The organism is Flavobacteriales bacterium (genome assembly GCA_020435415.1).
Classification (GTDB): Bacteria; Bacteroidota; Bacteroidia; order JACJYZ01; family JACJYZ01; genus JACJYZ01.
Map to the genome: position 1 here is coordinate 1 of JAGQZQ010000013.1, position 26,129 is coordinate 26,129.

The 26,129-nt window shown below is 45.1% G+C and carries 28 protein-coding genes; 16 read left to right on the forward strand and 12 right to left on the reverse strand.

Features of this window, described 5'->3' with window-relative positions; translation table 11 throughout:
• The 3 genes from KDD36_03905 to KDD36_03915 form a co-directional block, all read left to right on the forward strand.
• Positions 1-629: SDR family oxidoreductase (locus KDD36_03905; protein ID MCB0395771.1), on the forward strand; the 629-nt coding region annotated here is incomplete at its 5' end.
• A gap of 116 nt (positions 630-745) precedes the next feature.
• A complete protein-coding gene (locus tag KDD36_03910; protein ID MCB0395772.1) occupies positions 746-1,456 on the forward strand; it encodes a hypothetical protein in 711 nt (236 codons plus the stop codon).
• A gap of 184 nt (positions 1,457-1,640) precedes the next feature.
• Complete coding sequence (locus KDD36_03915) at positions 1,641-3,881, forward strand: NADP-dependent isocitrate dehydrogenase (protein ID MCB0395773.1); 2,241 nt, start codon at positions 1,641-1,643, stop codon at positions 3,879-3,881.
• A gap of 91 nt (positions 3,882-3,972) precedes the next feature.
• Here KDD36_03915 and KDD36_03920 read toward each other — a convergent pair whose 3' ends face one another.
• Together KDD36_03920 and KDD36_03925 are read right to left on the reverse strand one after the other, a co-directional pair.
• Positions 3,973-6,795: a S8 family serine peptidase gene (locus KDD36_03920; protein ID MCB0395774.1), complete on the reverse strand. Its 2,823-nt coding sequence runs from the start codon at positions 6,793-6,795 to the stop codon at positions 3,973-3,975.
• Positions 6,796-6,866: 71 nt separating this feature from the next.
• Positions 6,867-8,165, reverse strand: coding sequence for a hypothetical protein (locus KDD36_03925; GenBank protein MCB0395775.1), 1,299 nt, complete (start codon positions 8,163-8,165; stop codon positions 6,867-6,869).
• A gap of 361 nt (positions 8,166-8,526) precedes the next feature.
• Here KDD36_03925 and KDD36_03930 point away from each other — a divergent pair, with 361 nt between their 5' ends.
• From KDD36_03930 to KDD36_03985, 12 genes are all read left to right on the forward strand, one after another.
• Positions 8,527-9,081: a cysteine dioxygenase family protein gene (locus KDD36_03930; protein MCB0395776.1), complete on the forward strand. Its 555-nt coding sequence runs from the start codon at positions 8,527-8,529 to the stop codon at positions 9,079-9,081.
• A 153-nt stretch (positions 9,082-9,234) separates the two neighbouring features.
• Positions 9,235-9,840 (forward strand): response regulator, encoded by a 606-nt coding sequence (locus KDD36_03935; GenBank protein ID MCB0395777.1) that lies wholly within the window; start codon positions 9,235-9,237, stop codon positions 9,838-9,840.
• A gap of 36 nt (positions 9,841-9,876) precedes the next feature.
• On the forward strand, positions 9,877-10,386 hold the full coding sequence (locus tag KDD36_03940) for a response regulator (GenBank protein ID MCB0395778.1): 510 nt from the start codon (positions 9,877-9,879) through the stop codon (positions 10,384-10,386).
• A 10-nt stretch (positions 10,387-10,396) separates the two neighbouring features.
• Positions 10,397-10,948, forward strand: coding sequence for a response regulator (locus KDD36_03945; GenBank protein MCB0395779.1), 552 nt, complete (start codon positions 10,397-10,399; stop codon positions 10,946-10,948).
• A gap of 141 nt (positions 10,949-11,089) precedes the next feature.
• Positions 11,090-11,791 carry a response regulator transcription factor gene (locus tag KDD36_03950; GenBank protein ID MCB0395780.1) on the forward strand — a complete coding sequence of 234 codons (702 nt, stop codon included), beginning with the start codon at positions 11,090-11,092 and terminating at the stop codon, positions 11,789-11,791.
• A complete protein-coding gene (locus KDD36_03955) occupies positions 11,791-12,180 on the forward strand; it encodes an STAS/SEC14 domain-containing protein (protein ID MCB0395781.1) in 390 nt (129 codons plus the stop codon). Before KDD36_03950 ends, KDD36_03955 begins: the two co-directional genes overlap by 1 nt.
• A 42-nt stretch (positions 12,181-12,222) precedes the next feature.
• Positions 12,223-14,172, forward strand: coding sequence for a PAS domain S-box protein (locus KDD36_03960; protein MCB0395782.1), 1,950 nt, complete (start codon positions 12,223-12,225; stop codon positions 14,170-14,172).
• The gene (locus KDD36_03965; protein ID MCB0395783.1) at positions 14,150-15,901 is read left to right on the forward strand and encodes a response regulator; all 1,752 of its coding nucleotides are present in this window, start codon (positions 14,150-14,152) and stop codon (positions 15,899-15,901) included. The genes KDD36_03960 and KDD36_03965 overlap by 23 nt, the downstream gene beginning before the upstream one ends.
• 4 nt (positions 15,902-15,905) lie before the next feature.
• A complete protein-coding gene (locus tag KDD36_03970) occupies positions 15,906-16,256 on the forward strand; it encodes an Hpt domain-containing protein (GenBank protein MCB0395784.1) in 351 nt (116 codons plus the stop codon).
• A 204-nt stretch (positions 16,257-16,460) separates the two neighbouring features.
• A complete protein-coding gene (locus KDD36_03975; GenBank protein ID MCB0395785.1) occupies positions 16,461-17,081 on the forward strand; it encodes a transcriptional regulator in 621 nt (206 codons plus the stop codon).
• On the forward strand, positions 17,078-17,788 hold the full coding sequence (locus tag KDD36_03980) for a DUF3307 domain-containing protein (protein ID MCB0395786.1): 711 nt from the start codon (positions 17,078-17,080) through the stop codon (positions 17,786-17,788). Before KDD36_03975 ends, KDD36_03980 begins: the two co-directional genes overlap by 4 nt.
• Positions 17,789-17,905: 117 nt before the next feature.
• Positions 17,906-18,493: a hypothetical protein gene (locus KDD36_03985; protein MCB0395787.1), complete on the forward strand. Its 588-nt coding sequence runs from the start codon at positions 17,906-17,908 to the stop codon at positions 18,491-18,493.
• Between the two features lie 8 nt (positions 18,494-18,501).
• Here the strand turns inward: KDD36_03985 and KDD36_03990 are convergent, their stop codons facing one another.
• The gene (locus KDD36_03990; protein ID MCB0395788.1) at positions 18,502-19,428 is read right to left on the reverse strand and encodes a DUF4407 domain-containing protein; all 927 of its coding nucleotides are present in this window, start codon (positions 19,426-19,428) and stop codon (positions 18,502-18,504) included.
• A 444-nt stretch (positions 19,429-19,872) separates the two neighbouring features.
• On the opposite strand from KDD36_03990, the gene KDD36_03995 reads away from it, so the two are divergent.
• Positions 19,873-20,085, forward strand: a complete 213-nt coding sequence (locus KDD36_03995) for a hypothetical protein (GenBank protein ID MCB0395789.1) — start codon at positions 19,873-19,875, stop codon at positions 20,083-20,085.
• Positions 20,086-20,171: 86 nt separating this feature from the next.
• On the opposite strand, the gene KDD36_04000 is transcribed toward KDD36_03995, so the two are convergent.
• From KDD36_04000 to mnmE, 9 genes are all read right to left on the reverse strand, one after another.
• A complete protein-coding gene (locus tag KDD36_04000; GenBank protein MCB0395790.1) occupies positions 20,172-20,486 on the reverse strand; it encodes a rhodanese-like domain-containing protein in 315 nt (104 codons plus the stop codon).
• Positions 20,487-20,488: 2 nt separating this feature from the next.
• Positions 20,489-20,746 carry a rhodanese-like domain-containing protein gene (locus KDD36_04005; protein ID MCB0395791.1) on the reverse strand — a complete coding sequence of 86 codons (258 nt, stop codon included), beginning with the start codon at positions 20,744-20,746 and terminating at the stop codon, positions 20,489-20,491.
• Positions 20,739-20,957 carry a hypothetical protein gene (locus tag KDD36_04010; GenBank protein MCB0395792.1) on the reverse strand — a complete coding sequence of 73 codons (219 nt, stop codon included), beginning with the start codon at positions 20,955-20,957 and terminating at the stop codon, positions 20,739-20,741. The genes KDD36_04005 and KDD36_04010 overlap by 8 nt, the downstream gene beginning before the upstream one ends.
• A complete protein-coding gene (locus tag KDD36_04015; GenBank protein MCB0395793.1) occupies positions 20,954-22,309 on the reverse strand; it encodes an MBL fold metallo-hydrolase in 1,356 nt (451 codons plus the stop codon). The genes KDD36_04010 and KDD36_04015 overlap by 4 nt, the downstream gene beginning before the upstream one ends.
• 75 nt (positions 22,310-22,384) lie before the next feature.
• Positions 22,385-22,765, reverse strand: a complete 381-nt coding sequence (locus KDD36_04020; GenBank protein ID MCB0395794.1) for a sulfite exporter TauE/SafE family protein — start codon at positions 22,763-22,765, stop codon at positions 22,385-22,387.
• 4 nt (positions 22,766-22,769) lie between these two features.
• Positions 22,770-22,973, reverse strand: coding sequence for a DUF2892 domain-containing protein (locus tag KDD36_04025; protein ID MCB0395795.1), 204 nt, complete (start codon positions 22,971-22,973; stop codon positions 22,770-22,772).
• Between the two features lie 73 nt (positions 22,974-23,046).
• Positions 23,047-23,676, reverse strand: a complete 630-nt coding sequence (locus tag KDD36_04030; GenBank protein MCB0395796.1) for a Crp/Fnr family transcriptional regulator — start codon at positions 23,674-23,676, stop codon at positions 23,047-23,049.
• A gap of 19 nt (positions 23,677-23,695) precedes the next feature.
• Positions 23,696-24,439 carry a response regulator transcription factor gene (locus tag KDD36_04035; GenBank protein ID MCB0395797.1) on the reverse strand — a complete coding sequence of 248 codons (744 nt, stop codon included), beginning with the start codon at positions 24,437-24,439 and terminating at the stop codon, positions 23,696-23,698.
• 307 nt (positions 24,440-24,746) lie between these two features.
• The gene (gene mnmE / locus KDD36_04040; protein MCB0395798.1) at positions 24,747-26,096 is read right to left on the reverse strand and encodes a tRNA uridine-5-carboxymethylaminomethyl(34) synthesis GTPase MnmE; all 1,350 of its coding nucleotides are present in this window, start codon (positions 26,094-26,096) and stop codon (positions 24,747-24,749) included.
• Positions 26,097-26,129 lie beyond the last annotated feature (33 nt).

A 26,129-nucleotide genomic window follows, 5' to 3' on the forward strand; every position in this document is an offset into this window, starting at 1 on the left:
ATATGGCAAAGCAAGAGGTGGTAGCTATTTCCGATCAGCCTGTTCATGTTTTTGCCGGTGACCTATCCGTTGCTGAGGATAGGAACCGTATTATTTCTCAGGCACTTGAAAAATGCGGACATATAGATATTTTAGTTACCAACACCGGTGGTCCACCTGCAGGTTTGTTTGAGACGCATGATGATTCGGTATGGGAACAGGCGTTTCAGCAGTTGCTTGTGAGTGCGGTTGCGCTGATTCGCGGATTTCTACCCGGTATGAAAGAACGCAAGTGGGGTCGAATTATCACGATTACTTCGCAAGCTGTGAAGCAACCGGTGAACAATCTTATTCTGTCCAATGCAGTGCGGTCTTCAGTTGTTGGTCTAATGAAAACCCTGGCCAATGAACTGGGGCCTTATAATATCACGGTTAATAATGTCATGCCTGGTTTTACTGAGACAGAGCGCTTGTTGTCCCTGATAAAATCAACCCCCGGCTTTGCAGATGCAAAAAACGAAATACCGCTTGGACGCTTTGCCAAACCGGAGGAGTTTGCGGCAGCAGTCGCTTTTCTTGCCAGCGAAAGGGCATCCTATATTAATGGTGTGTCTTTGCCAGTGGATGGTGGTTGGGTTAAAGGGATTTAGGGATATTCTTTGCTTATTGGAAAGCTAAATTTTATACTTCCTGGTGTGTTTAAACTTTTGGATCATCCTGGTTAATTTCTTACATTTGAATTCCGTAACCAAAACAAGCAATATTTGTGAAGAAGCCAATCATTCAAGTACTATGCCTGGCAGTTGTCTTTGCGCTGGGAGGCTGTGAGAAAGGAAGCCTGTTCGGTCTTGGTGGACAGGACAGTAACCTGGATCCCATTAATCCGAACGATCATACCAACAATACAGATCAGGTTGATAGCTGTCAGTTCCGTACCCAAACGATGGGTGGCTGGGGCTCTAAGCCACATGGCAATAATCCGGGTGCCTACCTTGCTGCGAATTTTGCATTGGCCTTCCCGAATGGCCTCACTGTTGGTTGTGATTATACCCTTACCCTTACAAATTCACAGGCTGTCTCCGATTTTCTGCCACAAGGCGGACCTTCGACAGCATTGAATGCCAACTATACCGATGTAACTGACGGCCTGGGGAACCTTTGCGGTCAACTCGTTGCCGCAACCATCAGTGTCACCATGGATGACTACGATGCCAATTTTTCTCAAAGCCCTAACCGCCTTGGAGATGCTACCATTATCGGTGGTGCCCTGGATGGACTGACGGTTGACGAGGTCCTGGCCGAAGCCAATAAAATTCTGGGTGGTTGCCAAAGTGATTATACTTTATCTGATGTCCATGCTGCGTTGACCTCGATCAACGAGAATTATGTGGATGGTAAAAAGAATAACGGTGATCTGAACTGCCCCGGTGGCGGTGGTTCCGACGATCCGGACGACCCGGGTGATATTTACAGTTAATTTGTTTTGTGTGACCAATGCAATGCATAAAGCCGGCTTCGATTTGAGGCCGGCTTTTTTAATGGAAAAGGTTGGTGTCTGATTTGTTATTTCCAAAAGAGATGTGTTCGGCATTATGCGCTTTAATTGGTAACTTCGGCGACGTATTCTGTAGAACCTTATTTATTTTCAGATAGAAAAAATCATGAGCAAAGAATCCCGCATTATCTATACCAAGACCGATGAAGCGCCGGCACTGGCCACGTATTCATTTTTGCCTATTGTAAAAGCATTCGCGGTACCAGCCGGTGTGCATTTGGAAACCAGGGATATATCCCTCGCAGGACGCATTCTTGCAAATTTTCCGGACTTTCTTAAGGCCGAGCAAAAAGTTGCGGATGCGCTTACTGAACTTGGTGAATTGGCACAGACACCTGAAGCCAACATTATCAAATTGCCCAATATCAGCGCATCAATTCCCCAAATGACGGCGGCAATTAAAGAATTGCAGGATCAGGGCTATGCATTGCCTGATTACCCCGAAGAGCCAAAAGATGACCGGGAGCGGGAAATAAAATCGAGATATGATAAAATTAAAGGCAGCGCGGTCAACCCTGTCTTAAGAGAAGGTAACTCGGATCGCCGCGCACCAAAAGCCGTTAAAAATTATGTGAAGCAAAATCCCCACCGCATGGGAGCGTGGAGTGCGGATTCCAAATCACACGTGTCCAGCATGAGTGAAGGTGATTTTTTTGGAAGTGAAAAATCGGTTACCGTTTCAGCGGAAGAAAACCTAAGCATTGTGTTTGTATCGGAGGATGGACAAGAGTCCGTATTGAAAGATAAAGTGCCGGTATTGACAGGCGAAGTGATTGATGCTTCTGCCATGAGCATGGGCAAACTGAAGTCATTTCTGCAAGGTCAGATGGAAGATGCGATGCAAAAAAATGTGCTGTTCTCCATTCACCTTAAGGCGACCATGATGAAAGTGTCGGACCCGATCATTTTCGGTGCAGCCGTATCCGTCTTTTATAAAGAGATCTTTGATAAATACAAGGATACATTCGCGCAGTTGGGAGTTGATCCGAATAATGGACTGGGTGATGTATATAGCAAAATACAGGGGTTGCCCGATGATCAAAAGAAATCCATAGAGGAAGATATTAAGTTACTTTACGCGCAGCGTCCGGCATTGGCCATGGTTGATTCCGATAAAGGCATCACCAACCTGCATGTTCCGAGCGATGTGATTGTGGATGCGTCGATGCCTGCCATGATAAGGGCATCCGGACAGATGTGGAATGCAGATGGCAAACAGCAGGACACCAAGGCGATTATTCCGGATCGCTCATATGCCGGTGTATACCAGGCGACCATCGAGTTCTGTAAGAAGAACGGTGCTTTTGATCCGGCCACTATGGGAAGCGTATCGAATGTTGGTTTGATGGCGCAGAAGGCGGAAGAGTATGGCTCCCACGATAAGACGTTTCAATTGAAGGCCAACGGAAAAGTTCAGGTGAGGAATGCATCGGGTGATGTGATACTCGAACAAAGCATTGGTGCGGGTGATATTTTCAGAATGTGTCAGGTAAAGGACGCCCCGATCCGTGATTGGGTTAAGCTGGCTGTGAATCGTGCCAGAGCCACCGGAGTGCCTGCTGTATTCTGGTTAGATGAGAACCGGAGCCACGATGCCGAGTTGATTAAAAAGGTGAATATGTACCTGAAAGATCATGACACTTCCGGTTTGGAAATTCACATCATGTCACCGGTGGAAGCAACTAAATTTTCATTGCAACGAAGCAAGGAAGGCAAGGATACCATCTCTGTTACTGGAAATGTACTTCGGGACTATCTGACCGATCTGTTCCCTATTCTAGAACTAGGTACCAGCGCTAAAATGTTGTCTATCGTTCCGCTTATGAACGGAGGAGGCTTGTTCGAAACCGGAGCCGGTGGTTCCGCTCCAAAGCACGTTCAACAATTTAACCATGAGAATTATCTTCGCTGGGACTCGCTCGGGGAGTTTCTCGCACTTGCGGTATCGTTAGACCATCTTGCTGGTGTTACCGGTAATAAGAAAGCCAAGGTGCTGGCAGATACACTGGATGAAGCGACAGGTGTTTTCCTTAACAACGACAAATCACCCACCCGTGAAGTAGGTGGCATCGATAATCGTGGTAGCCATTTTTACCTGGCTTTGTACTGGGCTCAGGCACTGGCAAAGCAAACAGAAGATGCCGAACTCCAGGCTATATTTACGCCTTTGGCAAATGAGTTAACCCAGAAGGAAGACACCATTGTTCAGGAGTTAATCGGTGTTCAGGGAAAGCCTGTGGACGTTGGTGGTTATTATCATCCCAATGATCAGTTGGCGTCAAAAGCCATGAGGCCAAGCAAAACATTAAATGCTGCGCTTGAAATGGTTGCCCGGGAAACAGCCTGATGTCAATGCAAATAGCAAATAAAAAGCCCCTTCAACTGAAGGGGCTTTTTTGAAGCATACATGGGTGCTGGTTAGGTAAGCACCCTGGTCACTACTCCACGACCACCTGCTTCATTAACGACCACTGTTCACTCTTGATGTTAATGAAGTATATCCCCTTTTCTATACCCGGAAGTTCAATGTTCATAGATGATTGAGGGATAATGTATATTTGACGGTGCATGATGGTTTGTCCAATCATGTCAACAAGAGTCAATTCCCATGTACCGCTTGCATGATCCCCGAAAGAAAGTGTAAACTGCCCGTGGTTGGGATTAGGGAATAATCTGAAGGACGCTTCGGAAGGGGTGTTGGGAACCCCCACCGGAGCCCAGTATACTGAATCAGACAAAGAAGAACATCCGTTTCCGTCCTCAATGCTTACCTGGTAATATCCTGCCTGAGAAGGTGAGTAGCTGATGTTGGTGGCTCCGGAGATCAACCCCGCATTGAGATACCATTGATATGTATAGCCACTTTGGTCGCAAGATAACACGGATGTGCCCGAGGTGATGGTGGCTGCCGGTACGTTGAATACATCCGCAGTGACAGGTGTTCTTGCACTTTCACAACCAAAGCCCTGCACTTCCCAGTTGTAAAAGTAGTAATAATAGGTGTTGGCGGAAGCACTGGTCCCGGTAATGGAAACAATGTCATTGAGGGTATATGGGAAGCTGGCGCCGTCAGAGTTGCGGTAAAGGTCAACCGTATTTCCGCTTACTTTAATAAACATCCCATGTCCAGGTTCTATAACGAAATCCAAAGTAACCCGACTGTCTCCAGCCGGAATGTCAACAGTTTTGGAATGAAGCACATTGCCACCCTGACCATCCAGAACTTCGATGGTCCGGTTACCGGCAGTATTGGCATATACTTTTACAGATTTCAATGTAAACTTTGCCAGGGCATCAAAGAACAAACCGTGATCTGAATTAGCGGTGAAATACCCACCTCCACCAATTGAATTCGCCTGTGGTTCCATATCCTGCGGACTGACAGTGTTAAGTGCCGAGACATAATAGGTAGTGGTAGTGGTGGGTGTGGGTGCGTAGTTGGTGCCGCTGAAAATGAGGTTGCCTCCGGTGGCGGCATCATACCAATTGTATGATGCCCCCGATCCACTTCCAGATGCGGTTAAGGAAGCCTGTGTGCCTTCGCAAACCTGATCGCCCTGTACGGTGGGGGCAGTTAGTATGTTTACAGTGATGGATGCGGTTTTTACATCGGTGCCATTGCTGTTGGTGACCGTAAGTGTTACGGTATATGTGCCCGCAGAACTGTATGTGTGTGTTGGATCTGCTTGACTGGATGTTCCACCGTCGCCAAAATTCCAGCTCCATGATGTGGCGCTGGTGGAAATATCGGTGAATGTAACCGTACCATCGCAATTGTTCATCGATGAGGTGAAGTTCGCCGTTGGTTGTGTTCCCTGGGCTGCACATTCCGCTGCAGCACGTGCATCAATACGGCCCGATCCGAGTTTACCGGCATAGGACGGATTAAGATTGTCAATGTTTACAGCGGTGCTGGTGATGCACTGTTTTACCTGAGCCGGTGTCAAATTGGGGTTGATGGAAAGTAGAAGCCCGGCAAGTCCGGAAACCAGTGGGGCGGACATGGAGGTGCCCGTATTATTGTAGTAACTGCTCGGGTAGCCGGTACTATATATGTTGGTTCCGGGTGCACTTACATCCACCCACGTTCCGTAAGTAGACCCGGAGTTTTTGGTGTCATTCTCTGTGGTATTGGCAACCGCTATGACTTCGCTATACATGGCCGGATAGTTGCTGGTTTGTCCGCCACTGTTTCCGGCGGAAGCTACCAGCACAACCCCGTTGTTGTATGCATTGGTGATGGCATTTTGGTCTGTGGTGCTTGAATTAGTGCTTCCGAACGACATACTGATGACGTTTGCGCCATTTTCTGCAGCATAGGTGATGGCTTGTGTTGTATTTCGAAGACATACGCCACCACATTCATATCCGGTTTTCAAGGGCATGATGGAAACACCGGCGCCAATCGAAGCAATGCCGTTGTTGTTATCTGTTGCGGCGCCGGCAATTCCTGCGGTATGGCTTCCATGATTCCAGTTGTTGCCGGATGTTGATTCGGGACTGGGGTCATTGTCACTGTTCCCGAAATCCCACCCCCGGTAATCATCCACAAATCCATTGTTGTCATCATCGATGCCATTGCCGGCTATTTCATCGGCGTTACTCCAGATGACCGGTTTAAGATCACTATGTTCTACGGATATGGCGCCATCTACGATAGCAACCACAATATTGGGATCACCGCGGCCGATATCCCATGCCTCTCCGGCCCTGATCTTAAACAGGTGCCACATGTTATTGCTGCTGTATAAGGGATCGTTGGGTGTGTAATGTAAATGGTGAACCGGAATGCGTTCAGCGTATTCAATGGTTGGATCCTTTTCCAATTCCTGAATAAGATCCATGACCTTGTCTGTATTCGAGAAAGTGACTTCGAAAGTACGTGAAAGCTTGTCGCTTTTCGAGAAATAGAACGGGCTGGAAAGTGCCTGAATGTTATATGTTTCTTTAAGGGGAACCAGGCAAGGCAGGTTTTCGATGGCCAATCTTTCGGTGTTGCGGGTCCTGAATTGACAAGGTGCGTCATCTTTCAGTTTTACATAAATGCGACCGATTTCATAATCTTCCTCGGAAGTTTGACTCTGGGCAGATGCCTGAAATGTGTTTGCAATTACGATCAGGAACACCATTGTGATCGTAAGTAATCTTCGTTGAAATACTTCAATAACCCTCAGCAGGTTATTCACGGAATCAATGTCTGTCTTAAGTGCCTGACTTTCGGGCAGACACGCCTCTGTTTTTTTGTGAATAAATGTTCTCATTGTAACTCTGTTTTGAAGTGTTTGTAGTCATACTTGAAGCTTGGGAGATCCAGTGTATAATCAATTTGAAATCATCGTATTAATGCTACATGGCCGGTTCGTCGCCATTTCTCACCGTAACAATCAATGGCCTTAACTAACCATACATACACATCTTCCTGGGCGATTTCCGCTCCATTATTGGCGGTTCCTGCCAGTTGGCGAAACCAGTGTCTGTTTCCAAATTGGTCCAATTTCATGATAAAGGTCGCATTGATGCCTCCTGCTACGATCGTTGTATCCGAAAACAGAACACTATCCGAGAACATTCCGGTCAGATAAAAATCCTCACCGTCGGTAGCAATTCCATTGGTCTTGTCTGCATTAATCCCACCTATCGGTTTGGACCATTGCAAGCCTCCGTTTGGGTCATAACATAACAGGACCATGTCAAGACTTCCTTTGCTTTCATATTCGAGGTCGTCTATCTTCGAAGCAAACTCACCTGCCACCAGAATGCGGTCGTTGTTATTGGTTGAAACCTTTAGTCCGTGAACCTCGGCCGGGCCGGTCTGTGTTTGAATCCATTGGAGAGATCCTGCTTTGCTGTATTTCGCAACAAACAGGTTGTGGTTATTGCCATAGGCATGAAGTACCTGTATACCGAATTGTGCGCCATCATTATAGCTCCCGGTTACATAATAGGCATCCGGGCCAATGGAAATATCTGATCCGTTGTTGGCATTTCCAGTACACATTCGCCCCCATAAGATTGTTCCGGTTACATCAACTTTCAGGATGTAAAAGGTCTTACCGGTGGGGTTACTGAGGGTTACGTTGTCTTTTGAAATGGTGCCATAGAATTGCCCGGTTAATATGGCAGTAAAGTCGGAGTCTATTTCGATATCTTGTGCCTGACTGTATATGGCGCCGGGAATCAGGTTCATCGAGATGTATTGACCGGATTTGGAATAGCGTGCAAAGAAAAGAGTTTGGCTCGTTGTCCCTGTTGTAAACAGTGTGTCTTCAACAAAGATTGAGTCGTTAACGCCTCCCGTTATCCAGATGTTTCCAGCCGGATCAATGGCTATGGCATTGGCCTGGTCATTCAGTTTGCCGCCGAAAGTGGTATGCCATAGTTCGTTGCCAAGCGAGTCGTGTGCGAAGAGAAAGATGTCATTGTTGCCGTGACTTACGATGGTGTCTGGGCCAACAACCAGGGTGTCCTGGAAATAACCGGTGGAGTAAATATTTCCTGAATGATCCATTACTACGCCTTTTGTTTCGGCATCATCGGCGTGTTTACAGGAGTTTACCCAACGGAGTTCCTGTCCTTCAACATGAAAGAAACCAATACATATAAGCCCTACGGTAATACAGATCTTTATCATTAACCCAGACTTCCAAAAAGCAATTTATTGAATAGTAAATCGACTCACTTGCATTAAATTACCTTAAAAGACAGAGAAATACAAGAAAAGTCAATGTGACGATTTTGTGAACGTAGCTTGAATCAACATCTAAACTTCGGCTGATACGATAAAATTCTTTTGTTTGATTTATTAAGCCGGTGTAGGGTGATTTGGATTGGAGAAGCTCAGGAAGGGGGTAGGATTTTACCCTGTGTATGGATTAGTATTCTATGTAGATGACCATCCAAATGCTGCAACTCGCCATTTACCCTTTTTAAAGGGGAAGGTGATTCCGTAGATATATAGCAAGTAAGGATGTGTCATTATAATCGCCATAATCATGAAAACTACAATAAAAACGCTGAAGAGTCTGGTAAGGGCTTTAAGCATGTGTAAGGGAGATATGTGTGTCGTAGATATTATGCAACAGTCAGAAATCCCGGTATCAGAGGTCGAAGCATATTGTTCGTGGAACAGCGAACGATATACGAGAAACCTGATTGCAAAAACAGAAGATGTAGAAGTGTTGTTAATTTGTTGGGAGGCAGGACAGAGTTCTCCCATACATGATTTTGATTCTCATGAAGCATGGGTGCATCCCATATCCGGGCGGTTGAGGGAAGAAAAATTTATTCCAGGAATCGAAGGTGAAGGTCTGGTTAAAGCAGGATCCATGAGTGTATGGGAAAATGATTTTTCATACATGCGTAACGTTAGTGCGCACCGGTTTACCAATATTTTTGGTGCCAGAACCATAAGTATCGCGGTTTTTGCTCCACCGATCACCCACATCAGGGTGTATGATGAAGAAACCGGAACAGCGACCAGTCAGCCCGTCTCATACGATAAGACATTTGACCTTCTGAGCAAGGAGACCAGCACTCAAAGTGTATAGTTGACTGATCGCAAGTCTAATCTCTGGTAACCTTCCCTCGTGATTAGTGCACCGGAATTCACCCTCCGAAACACGTAAACTACCTCCATGCAAAACATAGCAATGCCTCGTGCAACGTTAAACTAAGTACCTAAACCAATATCCATTTGCGTCATGAAAAAGGTAGAAAATATGACGGTATACGTCGTCGACGATAACCGAACAAACCTGGAAGTTATCAAGCACAAACTCAGGGCAAACCTGGGTTGTAAGGTGCGGATTTTTACCACAGCAGAAGAATGTCTGCGAAATGTTGCCTGGCGGGCACCGGATCTGGTATTGTCTGATTATAATCTGGATGCCAGTTACTCTCATAAGATGAATGGCGATCGGATGCTTGTTCAGTTGAAGGCACGGCATCCTAGTCTTCCTGTGATCATGTATTCCTCAGTGAATAGTGTGGATTTAACAGTTAACCTGATGAAGCGGGGAGCAGTGGATTTTATTCCCAGGGACGAACGCTTTCTGAAAAGAATGGTAGGCGCGGTTTCCGGACAGATTGAATACATGCTCAGTGGATACAGGGAACAACGGGCTATTGCAGGTTTTGTTTCCCTGGTGGTGTTACTGCTGAGCGGATTGGTTGTGGTAAGCTATGCGTTTACCAATTGGCTGCCGTACTACGTTGCATCCGCCCTGTTTGTTGGAATGGGCGGTGCATTGGTGATTCCGTCGATCACCCTGTCATTTAAAAGGAGGTTTTTCCAGGCGGGACATTAGATTTATGAACGGATTGTTGAACCAAACCTGTGCGTTATGAAAAGAAAAGAAACATATAACATTTTTGTTGTGGAGGACTCGGATGTGTACCGGACTATTCTGATGGAGGCTCTGGGGCGCGCAAATGATAATGACTCGCAGTATGTACTCTACCCATTTTCATCCGGGGAAGATTGTATCAATGATCTTCATATTTCCCCCGATGTGGTGGTGTTGGATTATCATTTGAACGGGAATGGTTATGAATCCAATATGAATGGCCTGATGCTATTAAGGAAGATGAAGCAGCTCTGGCCAAATGTAGAGGCTATCGTTCTAAGTTGCCAAAAGGATGTAAGCATTGTAAAGGAGTTTGTTAGGTCCGGAATCAACAGGTATGTTAAAAAGGATGGTCCCGGAAGCGCAACAAAAGTGAAGGATCTGGTCGGGAATATCATTCATGCAAAAATGGTACACCAGAGAAGATTTCGGAAGTATGCCACATTGTTAATATTAGCAGTCATTACCGTCTGTGCAGCGTTTGCATGGACCTTCTTAACCAAATAAAGGAGGAATTATGGAAGCCATAGCAGCATACAGGCCTTTTCGGATAACTCAGGAAAGAGAGCGGGAAGCGGATTATAAGATATTCATTGTTGAAGATTCTGCTGCTGCAGGTGCTCTGCTGGCACATTATCTGGAGCGTTTACCCCGCTGTAAAGACCAAAGCAAACCACGTTGTGAAATTCACACATTTGAAAGTGGTGAGGAATGTTTGAAACATCTTTATCTACACCCGGACATCATTGTGCTGGATTATTTTCTGGATGAGAAAAACGAATCAGCCATGGACGGTTTGGCTATTCTACGCCGTGTAAAGAAGGAATCGCCATCAACGGAAGTAATAATGATGAGCGGCCAACAAGAAGTTATGGTCGTTGCAGAATTGTTTAACAACGGAATCCGTGAATATATTTCAAAAGAACATGCCTGTCATGTGCGGGTTGAAGAGGCTGTTCTGAGAATATTTGAGGAGAAAAGACACAGAAAAAGACGACAGAATCAGATGATTATCGGAGGCGTTCTTTGCTTTATTGCCGGATTGATTTTGGGAGGATGGTTTGTGTAACATTGCATATCTTGGCATATGCTCCAGATAGGTTTATGAGGGTATGGAATGATAACCATACTGATCTCAATTCGTAAATATATTAACCGGGCATGTACCATATTTGCAAATCCTCCATTTTCTCACCAAACAAATGAATATATGCTGTTAAGAACGGCCATTATTGACGACGATAAAGTGTTTTGCGATATACTCTCCCATTATATCAGCAAGATTGATTTAATGGAATTGGAGGCTATTTACCACGACATTCCCACCGTCTTGAATGATAATCGTGCATTCAAAAATCTGGATTTGGTATTTCTGGATGTTGAACTTCCGGGAATGACAGGAATTGAATTTCTGGAAACCCTTGAAAACCCGCCTCAGGTAATCATTGTTTCAGGAAAGAAGGAATACGGTGCAGATGCGTTTGATTATAACGTGTTGGACTACCTGAAAAAACCAGTTTCGTTTTCCCGTTTTGTAAAGGCCGTTAATAAGATTCAACAAAAAAATGCGGCACCGATGCCTGTGGATGGACTTTCCGACGGACACTTGTTTGTTCGTTGCGATGGCCTTTGGAAACGACTTGCATTTGAAGAAATACAATTGATCAAAGGGCATAATAATAGCGTTGTCGTTAAAACAGAAAAGGAAAGTTTTCATAGCCCAATGCGTATGAAAGAAATATTTGAACGATTACCCGCAGGTGCTTTCATGCAGGTTCACCGGTCCTACATTGTAAATCTGAATAAGATCGACAAAGTTGATGGAGAAATTCTGGAAATCAATAAAAGAACCATACCTGTAAGCAGAACCTACATTCGTGAATTGTATGAACGATTGCATATAGAAAGGTAATGGCTAATAAAGTTTACATATCAGAAAGCGATCTCATTTGTGTGATTTACCAGGGAAATCAAACCTATGAAAGTGTGACCTCCGTGACGCGACAAGTCATTGCGGCAGCAGAGAAACTCCGGTTGAGGCACAAGGAGGTGAAAATTCTGAATTCACTGAAGTACATCAAGGGTACAACAGCAGAATCCCGAAAGGCTGTGGCTGATGCATTGATGCTGGATACGTATGATAAGATTGCCTTGTATGGCGGTAACATGTTTTTTAAATACCTCACCAAACTCATTGTGATCGCCACCAAGAAAAGTGCAAAAGTCAAATATTTTGATTCAAAGGAGACTGCCAGTAAATGGCTGCTGATGAATAAAGTCAATACAGCCCTGAAAGAATGAGCTCGACGTAAACTGCACAACCCAAATGAGGAGTCAACATCCATGACCATCAAAACCACATATAGCGACCTTGAGCAATACAAGAAACGTGTGGAGCACCGGTTGAACGAACTTATACCGGTTTTTGCCAGGGCAACAATTGGTGACTTCTCAAAGGATGTTCCATTTACTGAAAACGAAGATGAGTTCTCGGAACTTTATGTAGGTGTTCAGGTAATGCTGGATGTTATCCGTGATAAACTTGGAAAGCTTGGTAAATGGAATGATGAACTTGCCGACAGAATTGCGGAAAAAACCAGGGCGTTTGAAGAAGCACAGTATCTGACCCATATTGGAAGTTGGGAGTGTGATGTGGAAAAGGGGAAACTCGATCTGTCCGATGAAATGTACCGGATTTACGGACTCCAGAAACAAACCAAGCCTATTGATTACGGCACATTCCTGCAGTATGTTCATCCTGATGATCGTGAACGTGTTGGTGACTGTGTCAATCTTTCTCTTAAGTCTCTTAAACCATTCAACATATTTTACCGGATTGTCAGAGATGATGGTTCTGTGCGCATTCTTCAGGGAAGAGGAAAGGTAGAAGCCGATTGGGATGGAAACCCGGTACGTGTTCTGGGTACTGGTCAGGATGTCACCGATTTGAAACGTGTGGAAGATGAGTTGATTTATGCCAGGAATAACCTGGAGAAAAAGGTGAAGGAACGAACGACCAAGCTTAAAAGGGCTCTGGAAGACCTTCGTAAAGAGATGGCCAGGAGGGAAGAGGTGCAAGCCAAGGCAGAAAGGTTGGCGGCTATTGTTGAAGGTACCTACGATGCCATTTTGAGCAAAACCCTGGATGGCACCATAACCAGTTGGAATAAGGCTGCACAGCGACTTTATGGGTATTCTCCTAAAGAAGCCATTGGGAAAAATGTTGCGATCATCGTGCCTGATGAAAGGAAGGACGAGTTGGAGAACATCCTGTTGCGTCTAAGCCAGGGGAAGATGATCAAACGGCTGGAGACGATCAGAAGGCACAAAAACGGACACCTCGTGTATGTTAGTCTTACGATATCTCCAATTTACAACAGTGCCGGTGAGGTGATCGGGGCATCCAGTATCGCCAAAGATATTACCCGGGAGGTTGCAGCACAGCATCAAATGAAAAAGAGCCAGATAAGGCTTAATAACTTCATGAACGCGGCCAGGGATGTATTTGCCATATATGACCACGAACTTCGCCTGGTTGATATAAACAAAGCGGGTGTAAAACTGCTTGGAGAAAGAAGCAAGAAAAATCTGATCGGGAAGCATATGAATGAGATTTTCCCTTCCATAAAAGGAACCGAGCATCAGGCATTGTACGAGAAGGTCCTGTTAAAAGGACGCAGCAAAAGACTGGAGACTTTTCTCTCTCATGATGTTTTCGGTAACCGGTTTTTTGCCATTGAGATATTTAAGCTTGATGAAGGAATTGGGGTGATAAGCCGTGACATAACACAGCAAAAGCAAAGTGATCAGGCCCTAAACGAAAGTGAGCGGAAGTACCGAACCCTGGTGGAAACGATGAATGAAGGAGTTCTTATCGTCAATAATGATGACGTGATAGAATTTGTCAATGAAACGTTTTGCAGGCAATCTGGTTATCCAATGGATGAACTGGTGGGCCAGAAGGCCATGGATTTATTGCTGGATGAAGATGAACGTGAGCGAATGAAGCATATGATTCTGAAGCGTCAGGATGGAGAGGCCAGTCAGTATGAGATCAGAATAAAAACAAAATGGGGACAGAAATTATGGATGCTTGTTAATGGTTCTCCTGTGTATAGCAATGCCAATGAGGTTATAGGTTCGGTGGGTTTGCATACCAACATTAATCAACGTAAGCAACATGAGGCGGAGCTGGATGCATTGGCCAGGTTTCCGGCTGAGAACCCTAGTCCTGTTATGCGGTTCTCTATGAGGGGGCAGGCATTGATATATGTCAACCGTGCATCTCGTTGATTGTCTTGATCGGAGCCATGAACTCCGTAAACAATGGAACTCTTTGATCAATAAGGTTTATATCCGTAATCAGGTTACAAAGGAGGAAATGGTTATTGAGAACCGTAATTACCTGTTTACCATTGTGCCGATAAGGGATGGGCATTATGTAAACCTTTACGGTACAGATATTACGATGGCGAAGCAGGCAGAAGAAGAGGTAAAACGTCTCCTTTTTGTTTTGTCTCAGACCGATAATTCTATTATGATTGCCGACGCCGATGGTACTATACGTTGGGTAAACGCAGCATTTAAGCGTATCAGTGGGTATTCTCTGGAGAATGTGAAGGGAACGCATGGAGAGATACTCAGGCATGGTAAATCAACAGGCCTGGATCCCAGGCACCCATATTTCAAAAGGATGATCAAGACACGACGCTCGGTGTCGTATGAATGCAAGAACTTTGCGAAGTCCGGGAAAGAGTATTGGACCCTGACCACCATTACTCCGGTATTGAATGACAAGGACGAGATTGAGGGTATTGTGGCCATGGATTCTGACGTGACCGAAAAGAAAAAGGCAGAGAAAGCATTGCTGAAGGCGAAGAAAATTGCGGAATCCTCTGCCAAGGCCAGGGAGATGTTCCTTGCCAATATGAGTCATGAGATCCGGACGCCGATGAACGCCATCATGGGTATCATTCAATTGTTAAGGGAAACCTCTATCAATTCGCAACAAAATTATTATTTAAAGTCCATGGAATTTGCGGGGGAGAACCTGATGCGAATTATCGATGACGTATTGGATTTATCTAAAATTGAATCCGGAAAATTAAGTATAGAAGAGCAGGGGTTTGATATAGTGGAAATGGTCCGTGACCTTGTAAACTCTGTGGCATACCGGGCGCATGAGCAAGGTATTGAGATGAAACTAGACCTCGACATCGACATTCCACCGGTGGTGGTGGGAGACCCTGTTCGTATCAATCAGATACTTCTCAACCTGGTCAGTAATGCGATCAAATTTACACATGAAGGAGGTGTGCAGCTGTCTGTGAAGGTGCATTCACAGGATCAGGATAAATGTCTTCTTCGCTTTATGGTGGCAGATTCGGGAATTGGTATTCCTAAAGAGAAACAGGAACAAATTTTTGAAGAGTTTGAACAGGCACATAAGGGAAATACAAGAAAATATGGCGGTACCGGACTTGGCCTGTCGATCGTGAAACGACTTACAAGCATGATGGATGGTCGGATGAAATTGCAGAGTAAAGAAGGTAAAGGCACAACGTTTACCATTGATCTTCCTTTCAGAATAACTGATAAACCTTTGAGTGAAAATGCAACAGAGGATATGGGAAGATTACGGGATGTTCTTTCTGATAAATGCATTCTCCTGGTTGAAGACAATAAGCTTAATCAAATGGTTGCATCGGATTTTCTGGCTTCTATGGGAATAAAGGTCAGTATTGCCAATGATGGACAGGAGGCTATGGAGTGGCTGAGAAAACAACAGGCAGATCTTGTTTTGATGGACATCCAGATGCCTCGTATGGATGGTTATGAAACCACCAGAATGATAAGGGAAGAATTGAAAAGTCCTGTGCCAATCATCGCAATGACAGCGCATGCCATCAATGGGGAAGAACGTCGTTGTAAAGCGGCGGGAATGAATGACTACATCAGTAAACCATTGAAGAAAATAACACTATACAAGAAAATAGCTCAATTGATCTCTAAAAAAACATAATGTTATGGGACTGGATGTGCAAAGACTCAAACAATACCTCGAATGTGATGATGCATTCGTGGTGATGGTGATTGACCGGTTTATGAAGGAATCACGGGAAATCATAGAACACCTCGAGCAAAGGCTTATCGAAGAAGATGTGAATGGAATCAGAAGTTCTGCTCATAAAATGCTTAGCTCTACACGTATCATGGGTATGGACAACGTGACGCGTCTTTTCGAAAATATTGAAACCGATGCTGAGAAAGGAAAACCCATTAATCAGCTTCAGGGCGAGATTGAGCAGGCGAGAGAATCATGGTTGCAGATGATGGAAGAGATGGAGAAGGTAAAGGAAGAATTATCCGGCGCATAGTTCAAGGGATTTATCCGCTTGTTTCGATAGCCTTTCGCCTTGCAATTCGGTTCTTCGGTGGAACCAGTGAATATTGTCTTTCCCGTACCGGGTCAAGCACCCCAATCTGATCCTTTTCTGAATTTCCCAATCATCCGATAAAGCTCATTATCGGGTATTTAGCCGATATTTTTATTTATCGGGTATTTATCCGATATTTGGTGTATGACAAGTGTGATCACCGGAGATATCATCCATTCAAGAACTTTGCAGAATCAGGACCCCTGGCTGATTCCTCTCAAGAAATTATTCAACGAATACGGAAAGACGCCAAAAGTATGGGAAATCTATCGGGGCGATAGCTTTCAGGTAGAAGTGAAGGATCCTGCAGATGCATTGCTCACAGCAATCCGGATAAAGGCCACAGTGAAATGTGTGAAGGGAATAGATGTGCGAATGGGAATAGGAATAGGGGGGAAGGATTATGAAGCTAACAGGGTATCCGAATCAAACGGCGAAGCGTTCGTGCATTCCGGCGAAAGGCTTGAAAGTATGAAGAAGGAGAAGCAAAACCTTTCGGTGAAAACCCCGTGGCCAGCCTTTGATGAGGAAATCAATCTCCACATACGTCTTGCATTGATTGCCATGGATAACTGGAGTCAGGGAGCTGCTGAGTTGATGACAATATCATTGGCAAACCGCACTTTAGGGCAACAGGAAATAGCGGAAAAGTTGGGCATAGCGCAATCATCTGTAAGTGAAAGGCAAACACGGGCGCACCATGCGGAGATCATGGATCTTGAAGCATGGTATCGAGAGAAAATAAATAAGTTGATACGTCAATGATGCTGCTCGTAAAACTTTTTCTGGCGCATTTGATCGGTGACTTCATATTGCAACCCGATCAATGGATACGGGAAAAAGAGGAGAAGAGATTAAGGTCTCCCAAACTTTACCTGCATACACTGCTTCACGGAGCCCTCGCCTGGTTGTTTGTATGGGAGTTTGCTTTCTGGTTGCCCGCAGTAGTCTTAGCTATTTCCCACGGTCTGATAGACACCGTCAAGCTGAGCTTTCAAAAAGATAACCGGAAGCGGGAGTGGTTTATGATCGACCAGTGTCTTCACCTCGTTGTTCTGATTGTTGTATGGTATGCATATACCAGGCCGTTGTTGTGGGAAATAAACTGGTTTACAGATGACGTGCTCATTTATATAACGGCAGTTGTGATGCTGACACTCCCGGCCTCTGTTTGTATCAAAGTATTTATCTCAAAATGGGCACCCCAGACAGAAGAGCATAATGATGAGTCGCTTCAGGATGCGGGGAAATATATAGGAATACTTGAGCGGCTGTTCGTTCTTGCTTTTGTAGTAACAGAGCATTGGGAGGCCATCGGCTTTCTGATTGCGGCCAAATCCGTATTTCGATTCGGTGACCTTCGCCAATCTAAAGACCGCAAACTCACAGAGTATATTCTGATTGGAACCTTGTTGAGTTTTGCGATGGCATTGACAACAGGCGTTCTTGTGAGGTACTGCATCGCTCATTAGTTTATGGGTGTCCGGGACGAAAGAATTGTCCCCTATTTGCAAAATTTGTGGCGCTTCACCCCCTGTCTTTTCAATGGATCTTATTATATTGATAATCCAACCTCTAAACTTTTAGCTATGAAAAATCTCCTCCTTTTCTCCGTGATCGTTGCCATGATAACCGGTTGTGCAGATTCCGATAGCGGCTCGGATTGTTCAAAAGAAGTAGAATTGCTGAAAAAGGAGTTGGAGCTTACCAAACGTGAACTTGCGCTAAGAGAAAAATCTGATGGTTCGGCTTCCGGTTCGGAAACACCTGCAGAGAAAAGAAAGAAGAACATTCCTTCCGCGGATGAAGTGACCCCTTCAAAGAAAAAGGTATCTGCAGAGGAAACCAGTGCCAGCAGTGGTCAGAAAGATCCGGCATGGGTAGTGTCACAAATATTCAAGGCGGCCAAAAGCGGAAGTTTCGGTGTACTATCCGGGTTGTGTGATCCACACGGACATGGTGATGCGGAAACCAAAGCACTATGCAATATCAGAACTGCTCCTGCAAATGTCAGGCAGGATTTTGTGACACAGTTTAAGTATGGTCAGGTTGTGGGCAAGCCGGTAATTCGTGGGAACGAGGCCAGTGTTACCATGATGACGGGCCCCAAGGGCCGCACGCCAAAAACCATGAAGCTGGTGAACCGCGATGGGAAATGGTATCTGAGCAGTTATTGATTCTGGAGTCAGGCGGGTGCTGTATTCGCTGATCCGAAATCCACATTGACCCCCAATCGGGCCAACCGCTCTTTTGTGTCGCTATCCATTTTGGCTATTTTTTCTATACGATAGTTGGTGAATGCATGTTCGTGTACCTCCAGCAGATCATCATAGGGTCCTCTGGGAGATAGCAGCTTGACCAGAACGGGTGACATCTCCAGGATCAGGAATAGAAGCATAACAAAGATACCGGCGGTGGCAATGACCGGGTTGCGTTCGGAAATGGTTGCCAATGCAATCAACCGTTTGTCAAACCCATCGTATGCACCGCGCTGAATGTTTTGTTGCATGCTGTCTACCATCATATGCAGTTTGGTCAACTGCATACGCTGTTCTGAAATTAGCGGAGAATTATGTGCAGTGATCGTGTCAAGTTCTGTTTGTGCCTTATCAGCATCAGCTTTTTTTAGTGGGTAAATCTGAGCCAGACCGCGACGTGAGGAACCGCCTGTACCATCTGCTTCTATCCTGGCTTCATGGTCCAGAGCGTTGCGTTCGGATGTTGCAACATCAATCTGACCTTGCAATGCCGTAATGCTATTCTCAAGCAATGATATATCACCTGCATAACGCTGTGCAAGGGCCTCCTCCTGTTTCTTGATATCATCGTGTTTCATGATCTCCATTTCGTAATCAATGGATGTATGAAAGATGGTTAACTCCAGGGGTTTTGAGATGGTGATGGCAATCATTGCGGCCAGGAACAGCCTGGGAATGGCAAGCCTCAGTTCTCGCCAGCGACTTCCGTTCTTCTTCATGCTTGAGACAATGAAACGATCAAGGTTAAGGATCATAAGTCCCCAGACAAGTCCGAAAAGAACGGCGGCGCTCAATCTCAGATATACCGGAAGGTCATTGAAAACAAAGTACAAGGCATAGGCACTCGAGATCATTGCAAACAAGCCGGTGAAAAAAACCGTTGCGCCGATGCCAAGTATTTGTTATGCTCCGAAGGCGATTTTTTCAGAAGGTACGGGTTGCTGCCTGAGCACCACCAGAAGAATCGGTTCACTTTTGTCATGTATCAATAACGCAGGTAAACCGCAATTTATGTTTTGAAAGAAAGCGCAAGGGTTAAGGATTGTTAATTTTTGTGAACTGTGCCCGGGGATGGATTTCGGTAAGTGACAAACGGATTAGAGTCAAAAGCGACCGAATATTCATTTAATCCAACCGCTTATCTATCAGGCTAGAAAAAAGTTTGTACCCGTCTTAAATTGTATCGTTTTATATAAGAATGAGAATTTCACCAAAGCGCACCACACATGCTATCAGGAAATCGGAATCCAGCCAATTCGGGAATTCAAACGGAATTATTTTACAAATCCCTAACGCAAATGATCGAATCATGTCAGCAGGCGATGGAAGAATGTGAGCTTTCGCTGCGCGAGGTGATGGAGAATGGTGGATTCGGTTCAGATATCGATCATGAAAAGTTTCGGAAGCAAATGCAACATCGGTTCCTGTTTGTAAAGTCCCGCCTGAGGAAATCGTTCAAAGCGGCAAATCATTGTCACCAAAGTCTGATAACCGGAAAGAACAGCATATGAACAGTGCCTGATCGTTTATGCTTTCCTGCGGTTCGGCGGGGCACAGTTCTTTTGTAATTCCTCTTGCCTGAATGCCGAATAAGATTTTATGAGATTTTGCTTTGCAAGCTTACCCAGCCGCCGCCATTATGTACTTCCTGGAACCCTTCGGTTTTCAGGATTCTTTTCGCCGATGCGCTTCTCATCCCTGATGCGCAACAGGTAATGACGGGTTTACCCGTTTTAATCTTGGATATGTTTTGGTGTAAGTTATGGAGCGGCAGATTTACGGCCCCCTTAATATGTCCACTCCGGAATTCACCAACGGTTCGTACATCAATAATTTGTGCCCCGTCTTTTACCAGCTGTTTGAAGTCGACCTTAGGCCCGATTCCCAATATGTTCTTTAGTATTTGTATCATGATTAAAGTGTTTGGTTCTTATAATTCACATCCATCCAACTACCTCCGTTTTCGCAGTTAATGCCATAACCTTTTAAATAGGATGTGGCTTTTTCACTTCGCATGCCGCTGGCACAACATAAGACCACCGGTTGTGACATTGATTTGATCTCATTCAATCGCTCTGGCAATTCCTGGAGCGGAATGTTGATGCTTCCTGCCACGTTACCACCCATAAATTCTCCCGGGGTACGTACATCGATAATCGTTTTTTTATTCATGGTTCTGGTCTTTGGTTTCTGTTTGATGATTATTTATGCCACTTAAGATCAGAGCGCCCATGGCTGCTCCATACAATGTACTGTTCAGTGGTTGCGATGTGATAGAACAAGTGCCGGAGCCACATCCTATGAAATGATAGTAGAGGTAGCCCCCAATGGCACCGGCTATCATTCCTGTGAGGGTGAACTTATATTTAAGGAGAAATCTCATTTCTGGAATGTTGTTACGGCCTCACTCAGGTCGTATACAGGAATGGTGCCGCCTGTGGTTGATTGAATGATGCTGGCACCTGCTGCACTGCGGTAACCACCCGCACAGTGCACAACGATCGGCTTGTCTAATGGGATTTCGTTGCTACGTTCTCTTAACTCGTATAATGGTATATGTAATGCATCCGGGAATATTTTTCCGGTATTTACCTCCGATTTGTTGCGGATGTCAACTATGGTAAAGGCCCTGCTGTTGTTTTTCAATTCTTCACTGTTAAACACATCCATCCGGGTATTGCCATGATGAACCGTAAATGCCTGAAGTATCTGATGCTCGTAGCCGATTTTAGCTGTACGTTCAATTAACTTTTTCAGCTCGGTTTCATTTTTAGCAACGAGGTAAAATTTTTCTCCCGGATTTATGATACTGCCCAGCCATGTTTCAAACTTTACATCATTCATCAGGTTGATGGCGTTCTTGATATGAGCTTTCTTGAATTGGCTCTGAGGGCGGGTGTCAATGATGGTGACAGAAGGGTTGAGCGTGTTGGTGCAGCCTTCGCAATTAACGGATTCACGTATCTCAACGTTTGCAATGGCCTCCGAAAAGTTCTCCGCACCTTTTTTATTGACTCCCACATCAAAAGGAAAGTATTTGGGAATAAAGGGTTGATCTGCAAGCAGCCGACTAACAAAATCATCTTCGCTCATTTCCTGTAAACTCCAATTGCTTATTTTCTCTGCCCCTATGGTACTGCTGTTTTGCACGCTTAAACCTTTTCCGCATAAACTGCCAGCGCCGTGTGCCGGATAAACCAATACCTCATCGGGTAAGGTCATTAATTTGGTACGAAGCGAGTGGTACATCTGTTTGGCAAGTGTCTGGCGTGCTTCTGTGATAGCTCCTGCGTTTTCCCTGAGATCAGGTCTGCCGCAGTCTCCGATAAATAATGTATCACCCGTGAAAACCGCTGTTTGTATGCCGTTCTCATCCAGAGCAACTATGCTTATGCTATCAGGTGAATGACCAGGTGTGTTCAATGCGGATAGGGTGATGCCCCCCAGTGTGATATGATCGTCTTCATCAAAACTTTTGTGAGGATATTCAGCGCCTAAAAGTTTGCTCGCATATATCGTCGCCCCCGTTGTTTTGTGAATTTCCAAATGACTGCTTACAAAATCCGCATGTGGATGTGTCTCAATGATGGTCGTTATGGTGGCGTTATGTTGTTTGGCGAATTCGTAGTAGGGTTGGGGATTTCTTGAAGGGTCTATTAATGCTACTTTACCATTGTTTATAATGGCATATGAATAGTGCGCTAAATTCTTGTCTTCAAATTGTTTGATTTCCATGACTCAAAGTTCTTATGATATGATTACAAAGTTCTGGTTCAGAGGACTACCTTGCAGTTACTTTTGTTACAACTGTCAGTTCAGAGATTTCTCGAAAAAGAACATCTTGATGGCGATCAGTACAAGAAAGACAGCAAACGTCTTTTTTAGGATGTCCTGGGGAATCTGGTTGGCGAATTTCGCCCCGATAAAACCACTGACAAAAAATGTCACCCCCAGGATGAGCGCGGACCTCATATCTACATTGCCTTCCTTATAATACTGCCATGCCGCTAGTGCTCCTACCGGCATCACCATCATCAGGAGGGCTGTTCCCTGAGCCATTTGCTGCGAAAAGCCTAACAGCATTACCAAGGCTGGTATAATGATAATAGCGCCACCCAGTCCCATGATGCCACTTAGAAGTCCGGCTGCAATGCCTATCAGGGCAATTATTATGGTTTGTTGCCACTCCATGCTCTTATTGTTTTTTACAAGTGGAAAACCTGAACGGTAAATACAAAGGACAGAAGCTGACAAAGCTTGTGAATAGGAATCTGCCAGCGAGTACGAGGAGTACAATAGCCAGTGTGCCGGAGATCAGATTGGTGAGGTAGAGAGCAATAACAGCAATAGCGAGCAATGCTCTTATCACTCTGTCTGAAGAACCCATGTTTTTTTTCATTGCCGGAATTATTGGTGAAAGAATCTTGTTGTACAAAATTCCGACAATGTCATGGGAGATGCAGTAACATTAGTTACAAATCACTCAGAAGCTTTATCTGGTTATGGTAGAGAAGTAGCTTCTTGTCGTTTTCCAGCTTCTTGAGTAACCGTGAAATCACCACCCGGGATGTTGCCAATTCGTTTGCGATTTGTTCATGGGTAAGGTTGATCAGCGATGAACCGGTGGCCCTGGATTTTTCCTTGAGGTAATGAACCAATCGTTTGTCCAGTTTCTGAAAAGCAATCTGGTCAATGCTTTTCAGTAGTTCATTGAACCTCATGCGAATGGTTTTCATGACAAAGCTTTTCCACGTAGGGTACTTTGTCATCCATTCATCCATCACGGAAATGGGAATGGCGAGAAATTCCACGTCATCTTCCGCTACCGCTCTGATCTCACTCGGGAATTGTTGCATACAGCACGTAAATGTCATCGCGCAACTCTCGTTTGCGGTGACGTAGTATAGCAATAACTCTTTCCCTTCTTCATCTGTCCTGGAAATTTTGAGTGTGCCTTTTTGCAATAACGGAATGACCCGTACTGTTTGACCGATGTCCAGAATAACAGTTCCTGCCTTTACCGAAACTGTTTTTGCCTTTGTCTCGATTTCGTGTAATAGTTCGGGCTCAAAAATGTGTTTGTATTGTTCAATAATGTCCATTTGATTTGTTGAGGAAGGGTTATATGCCTCTGCTTTCCATTATTTCAATAAACTCGGCGCGTTTTCTGCGGGCCAGGTCAACAGTGGAACCATTGTTCATTTTTATGAAGCCGCCATCTGTCTTTTGAAATGAGTCAATTTTATTCAGGTTTATGAGGTGGGATTGATGGCAACGGTAGAATTCCCGTCCGAGCATGTTCTCATATTTGCCTATGTTTTGTGATACCAACAGTTTTTTTCCATTGTCCAGGTGGAAGGTGGAGTATTTGCCATCGGCCTCGATGCGAACAATATTTGAAACAGGAATGAAATGAATGCTTTCCGTGGTATGTATTGTTAATGTCGAGGGTGTTGTGCTTTCAATATTATCCAGAAGTTTATCCAGTCGGTCAGCGTGATTAAGATTCCTGTTTTGCCTGATTCTTCCTATGGTGTCAGTCAGTTCATCTATGTCTATGGGTTTGAGCAGATAATCGAAGGCGCTGAATTTAAAGGTCTTGATAGCATAATGGCCATATGCTGTGCAGAATACCACTTCGAAATTCCTGGTATTTACCTGCTTTAATACCTCGAATCCGCTACCATCCGGCATCGCGATATCCAGGAATACGAGTTCGGGTTCTAACGAGTTTATTTTCAGGATCGCATCAGAAACGGTATGGGCTACCCCCACAATGTTCGTTTCCTGGCAACATTCTTTCAGCATCCAGGTGAGCGAGTCTGTGGCGGATCGTTCATCATCAACCAATAGTATTTTAAGCATTCATTTGCATTTTTGGTGCCTTTCTGATCGGTAGAAACAATCCTGTTCATGTGCCTCAGGCCTACCTCATTGAATCGTGAAGGTCCGTAATTTTTGGCTCAATTCCATGATGTCTCATGATACATAAAAAGGATACTGACCGGTAGAGAGCGGTTGCGATCGGCAGGAATAATGGTATGGGTATGTGGAGATATAATCGTGTCAAAGGGTCAGCACATAAAAAAATAAAGGTGTTGAAGTTTTCTCCAATGTCTTCATTTTCACAAACCCTGGTGATAGTATACAGGAAACCAAACATCAGGCATATCTACTTCCCGATGCAGAACCGCCCGAAAATACTCCCCAATAAATCATCAGTGGTGATCTCTCCTGTAATGCTGCCCAAGTGATGAAGTGCCCCCCGTATATCAGCTGCCACCAGATCACCGCTTAAGCCATTATTCAGTCCTTCGCGCACGCGTTCAACAGCTTCTGCGGTTTCCTTCAGTGCCTGGGCGTGACGGATGTTGCTTACCACCGTTTGTCCTTCGGTTGCGGAAAGCGTTGTGGCTATCTCTGCAAGCCGGTCAAGTAATGTGTCCATGCCCTGACCATGCTGTGCTGAAATGTGAATGGCATTCGGGATCTTCTTTTCAGATGCCAGGTCCGTTTTATTGGCAACCGGGATCAGCAGCGCATCCTGGTGAATATCTTTACGAATAGCATCGAGCTCTGCTTTAACCCCATTCTTGTTCGTAAGAGAAGTGTCAAACACATAGAGTACCACAGCACTGGTTGCAATCTTTTCTGTGGCGCGCTCCACACCGATGCGTTCTACCACATCAGCGGTTTCACGTAATCCTGCGGTATCCATCAATCGGAAAGTGACGCCGTTGAGTGTAAAGCGTTCTTCAATCGTATCACGGGTGGTGCCTGGGATGTCACTTACAATAGCCCGTTCTTCCTTTAATAAAGCATTCAGAAGCGTGGATTTTCCGGCATTAGGTTTTCCCGCAATGGCCACTGGGATACCGGTACGTATGGCATGACCTTGCCGGAATGATCCTGCCAGGTCGCAACACTTTCGGTGGATCTCATTCAAAAGGGATAACAATTGGTGGCGGTTGGCAAACTCCACATCTTCTTCACTGAAGTCCAACTCCAACTCTATAAGTGAGGCAAACTCGATCAGCCGGTCCCGAAGTGCCGTTAATTCATCCCTGAATCCTCCACGCATCTGATGCATGGAGATTTTGTGTGCCATGGCATTCTCTGCGGCAATCACATCGGCAACCGCTTCTGCCTGGGAGAGATCCATCTTGCGATTTAAAAACGCCCGGCGGGTGAATTCCCCGGCCTCTGCCAGGCGTGCACCGTGTAACAGGGCCAGTTCAATCAGGCGTTGGTGAATGTATGGGGATCCGTGTATCGAGATTTCCAGTACATCCTCACCTGTATAGGAGGCAGGTGCTTTGAATGCTGTGAACAATGCTTCATCCAGTACCTCATCGCCATCTTTCAGTTTTACCAGTCGGCATGTTCTTTCTGTAAAAGGAGATATGCCCGGAGAGAGTTGTCGCCCAATATTCCAGGCTTCCGGGCCTGAAATCCGGATGAGAGATACGGCAGCTCCTGCCGAACCGGTAAGGGGTGCAATGATGGTGTCGTTAATCAACATAGAATGCAAAAGTACAGGTAAATGGTTTAAGGT